A 4,433-nucleotide genomic window follows, 5' to 3' on the forward strand; every position below is an offset into this window, starting at 1 on the left:
CCCTGCTTTTTGCTCTCGTTCAAGTCGGTCTCGGCGACTTCCTTGTGCACCAGGTTCTGGTGGCAGTCAATGCAGGTTGCGCCCTCGGTTTCCATCTTCTTGTGCGCAGCCTTGGCATCGGCTCCCGGGGGCTGGGGATTCTTGTGACACTCGCGGCAGGTGTTGCTGTCCCACTTCTTCAGGTTCATGCGCGCATCGTGCGCCATGATCAGCCGGCGCTCGTTGAATTTCTCCAGCGTGGAATAGTCGTTGGCAAATTCCAGGTACAGCTCACGCGCGCCATCGACCACGTGCGTGGCCACCGCCAGGTGGAAGTTCTTGAAGCCCTGCGGGATGTGACAGTCCTTGCAGCCTGGATTGGCGCCCAATGCCCCATAGTGCGAGGAAGTCTTCAACTCCTCCGCAGGATAGCTCATGGAATGACAACTGGTGCAGAATTCAGTGGTGGAGACGGCGGCCTCGCCGCCGAATACCACCGCTACCATCACGATCCCCAGCAGCGCGCCTGTGAGCAGAGTGCCGCCCGCCTTGATTGCCATATTAGTCCTCTACCGCAGTCTTCTCGCCAACCTTGGCCTTGGACTGGAAGTCGTCATGGTACTTGAACTTCGGATCCCCGGTGAAGGTGCCGTCGAGCTTGTAATGCTCGTGCATGGCCTTGACATCCTTGACGTACTTGTCAAAGTTGAAGGTGTATTTCTTGTCCACTCCAGGGTGATACGGGGTGTAGGGCTTCTTGACGCCCTTCCAGCCGGAGCCTTCATAGTTCATGTGGCAGGCATTGCAGGTCTCTTCAAAGGCAAAATCCTGCCCGGCTTCCGCCAACGTCGAGCGCGGGGTGGTCTTCTTCGATTTCTCAAAGGCCGCACCCGATTTGCGGTGGATGCCGCGATACTTCGATCCCGGACCATGGCACGATTCGCAGCCTACCCCGGTCAGGAACTTGCTGGGGTCGTCAACCGTGTAACCGCCTTCCTTGCCCCAGCCGTCAACATGGCAGCCAACACAGTCCTTGTCCTTGGTGTAGTCCTTTTTAGGATCAAGCTTGGCTTTCTTCTTGGCTTCCTCCTTGGTCCCCGGCTTTAAGGAGTCCATGGCCTTGGCGTGCGCGGTGTCTCCCCACGATTCAGCCTGGCTCTTGTGACAGGAACTGCATTTCTTGCGGCCCTCAAACGATTGCGCGGCCGCACTCCCGGATATCACCGCAAACAGGGCTGCCGCGGCAAGTGCGAATGTCATGCGATGGCTCATGATCTCTCCTTTTTTTCTTTGAAGACAATTATATCCGTTGGTAATTCTGAATCTTCTATTTTTCCCATAATGTAGCTCCGGTTTATGCAAACGGGTAGCACCAGTACCATCACTCTTTCTGGTACCACTGGTACCGGCGGCGACCCGGAGCGAGGCACGACGGACCCGCGAAGCGGGATCAGGCAGTGGAGGGAGCCAGCCGCAAAGCGGTCTCTATAAGTAAGTGACCAGCTCCCGCTTTGGGGTCGCTTCTTCCTTTTGATAGAGACCCTAACCGTAGGATAGTCCATATCGTAGGCGCCTGCCCTCTACGGCAGAGCCAGACTACGATCAACTCCCCTCGGCAGGCGCGGGGTGAGGCGTGGAAGGAGGGGTTGTGGGGTTGGCTGAAGCGGGCGCAGGATTGGCAGAGGGGATCTGGTACACCCAGTAGCCGCCCTGCTGGTAGATGAGCTGCACGGGTTGCAGGTCAAGCGGGTTGGAGTTGGTGAAGGGCAGCATCTTGGCAATCAGGCTGTTGCTGCTCTTGTCCGTGCGCAGGAAGTAGCCGCGCACCATCTTGTCGGAGATCGATTGCAGGGTGTAGGTGGTGAAGTTGTTTTCCTGCATCCAGTTCTTCAAATAGCCGATCAGGCCGTGCATGTTGCCTTCCATGGGGAAATTCTTGTAGGTGATGTCAAACTGGTCCGGCCGCATGAGCCCCAGTTTGTACAGGTCGGTGACATGCAGTGCTATATAGGCTTCGCGCCCGCCTGCCAGTTCGCGCAGGATGGCAGCGCCCTGTTCGGGTTCTGCCAGCAGGGCATCGGTGAAGCGCTCGAATTTGCGCCGTTCCTCATCACTTGCCTTGGCTCCCCAGAACTGGTCTTCGTATTTGCGGATGGCCTCTTCGCGGTTGCGCCAGGGGGTGGGAACGATCAGGGGTTGGCCCACATGGCTGTTGAAGAGGGTGTCGCGCGAGGCCAGGAGCTTGATCTGGCGCGAGGTGTCCCACCAGCCCAGGATCAGGGCGTCCTTGCCCGCGTATTTGTCGATGGCGGCTGCCAGGGTGGTCAGTTCATTGAGTTTGCTGTCAACAGAGGCGATGAGCTCGCTGGTGTGGTTCTCCCAGGAAATGAGTACGGGCGGAGTCTGGCCGCGCCGGGCGGTGTGGCCCGAGGCCAACGGCTTTTCGATTTCCTCGGCAAAGACGTCGTATTTGGCAATGGTGAGATCAGGCCAGGCGTCCAGGCCAAGCTGGCTGAATTTGTCCACGCTGCCTTCTTCCACCAGCTGGTAGCGGTAGGGCGAGGGACCAGGATTGAACCAGAGCCAGGCAAACCAGGCGAGCAAAAGAATTCCTCCCGTCACCAGGAGGATGCCCAGTGAGGGGAGGAGTCGGTTGTTACGCCGCGCCGGGGTTGCGGCGCGGCTGGTAGTTGCAGATGTCAAGCTGGATTAGCGCTCGCTTCTTTTTTCGCGCCGGCGCCAGCCTGCCAACGCCAGGGTGCCTGCCAGCAGCATGCCCCCGCCAAGTCCGCCCAGGGAAATCTTGTCATCCTTGCTGTTCAAGTCCAGCAAACCAGCGCGGCGACCCGATTCCATCTTGGCTACCCGTGCCTGCAGGGCGGCCATTTCGCGTATCTTGGTGTTCTCGTCCATGACTTCGACGTAAGCCCGGTTCATGGGGCCCCAGCCTTCAGTGTAGGTCCAGCCGCCCGGGTTGACGTGCGCCAGGCCTACGTGCAGCTTGGGCAGGTCGTTCTCTCCCATTTCCAGAACTTTGAGCTCGATGGCAGCAGGGTTGTTGTCCTTGGACCAGTAGAGCTGGGTGAAGCCGGCAAACATTTCCTTGTCAGGCGGCAGCGGCAGCGGACGGTTGGTCTTCTGTCCGGTCAGCATGCCTTCCTTGTAGAGCTTCTCGGCAACGTCGTGCGCTTCCTTGTACTTGGCTATGCCGTGCAAGGTGCCTTTGTCCATGAATTCAAGGTAGGAGCGGGCAAAACGCTCGGAGTGGCAGGAGGTGCAGGTCTTGACCCAGGACTCAAGGCGCGCTTCGGACCATTCGCTGTTGATGTTCTCGGCGATGCCGGGTACGGCAGGGTAGTTGGCCCAGCGTATCTTGCGAACAACGTTGTGGCTGTATTTGCCTTCGTATTCAAAGTGGCAGCCGGCACAGGTCGGCGCGGTCTGTCCGCCTTTGCTGTAGGCATCTTTCAGCGGCGCATTCCAGTTCCACTTGTCGCCCATCATGGAAACGATCTTGCCGTGCTTGCTCATGGAGTAGGCTTCCCAGTTGTTGTGGTCTACCCCGCTGTGACAGGTGGCGCACGCTTCCGGTTTGCGCGATTCGGCCGCCGAGAATTCGTGACGGGTGTGGCAGGAATCGCACTTGTTCTGGTTGGTATGGCACATGCTGCAGCCTTCGGCAATTTCACGCTGCGGCATGGAGGCAAACACGGCTACTTCTACGTTGGCTTTCCAGTCCAGAGCATGCGAGGGGCGTCCCTGCGGCCATTGCTTGTTGGGCCAGATGAGCGTGTCGCGCTCGGATTCGCGCTCGGCAAATTCGGCCAGGTGACAGACGCCGCACACATCAGCCGTGGGCATGCGCAGGTCTTTCATGTGGTCGGCCTTGCCCTTGGCGTTGATGTCAACGTGACAGTCGATACAGCCTACTTCCTTCAACTTCTCGTTGGCCCCCAGGCGGTTCATGGAGCGAAGGTTCTTCTCCACTTCTTCCAGCTTGGCTTTCTTGTAGAAGGTCGCATCCTCAGGCTTTAAGTTCCTGATCTTGTCCAGGTTGGCGTGCGTGCTCTTCTTCCATGCAGCAACCCATACCGGCGATTCGTCGGTGTGGCATTTGACGCATTCGTCCCGTCCCGCCACTTCTTTCATGGAGGTCGGCGGCTTGTAGAAGGACGCGGGGTCAAAATACATGCTCATCGGGATCGGCTCCCAGTATTTCGCCAGGGTCCCGCGGCCTGCACCTTGTGCAGGATCCTTGTAGCGCTTGACCACCGCTTCGTGCAATTCCTTGGGCGAGGCCGATTGCTCCAGGTTCAGCGCCTTATATAACTCTTTGGGTACGCTGGGAAAGTTTGCCCATGCGCTCGCGCTCAACAGCGCGCCACATGCCAGCGTAACCACCCTCAGCCAAGGCTTAAATGCCATCTCTTCTCTCCTATCTTCCGTAGTAATTT

General features: G+C 58.4%; 4 protein-coding genes. All 4 read right to left on the minus strand.

Annotated elements, in window-relative coordinates:
• The coding region (locus BM022_RS14860; RefSeq protein WP_143079613.1) for a NapC/NirT family cytochrome c at positions 1 to 539 on the minus strand (539 nt) is incomplete at its 3' end.
• Between the two features lies 1 nt (position 540).
• On the minus strand, positions 541 to 1,251 hold the full coding sequence (gene cycA, locus BM022_RS14865; protein ID WP_091140546.1) for a cytochrome c-550 CycA: 711 nt from the start codon (positions 1,249 to 1,251) through the stop codon (positions 541 to 543).
• A 330-nt stretch (positions 1,252 to 1,581) separates the two neighbouring features.
• Positions 1,582 to 2,682 carry a hydroxylamine oxidation protein HaoB gene (haoB, locus tag BM022_RS14870; protein WP_091140548.1) on the minus strand — a complete coding sequence of 367 codons (1,101 nt, stop codon included), beginning with the start codon at positions 2,680 to 2,682 and terminating at the stop codon, positions 1,582 to 1,584.
• A gap of 6 nt (positions 2,683 to 2,688) precedes the next feature.
• Entirely contained in the window at positions 2,689 to 4,404 is a 1,716-nt protein-coding gene (locus BM022_RS14875) for a multiheme c-type cytochrome (RefSeq protein WP_091140549.1), read from the minus strand.
• Between the last annotated feature and the right edge of the window lie 29 nt (positions 4,405 to 4,433).

Source organism: Nitrosospira sp. Nsp14 (assembly GCF_900113575.1).
In the GTDB taxonomy this organism is placed as follows: Bacteria; Pseudomonadota; Gammaproteobacteria; order Burkholderiales; family Nitrosomonadaceae; genus Nitrosospira.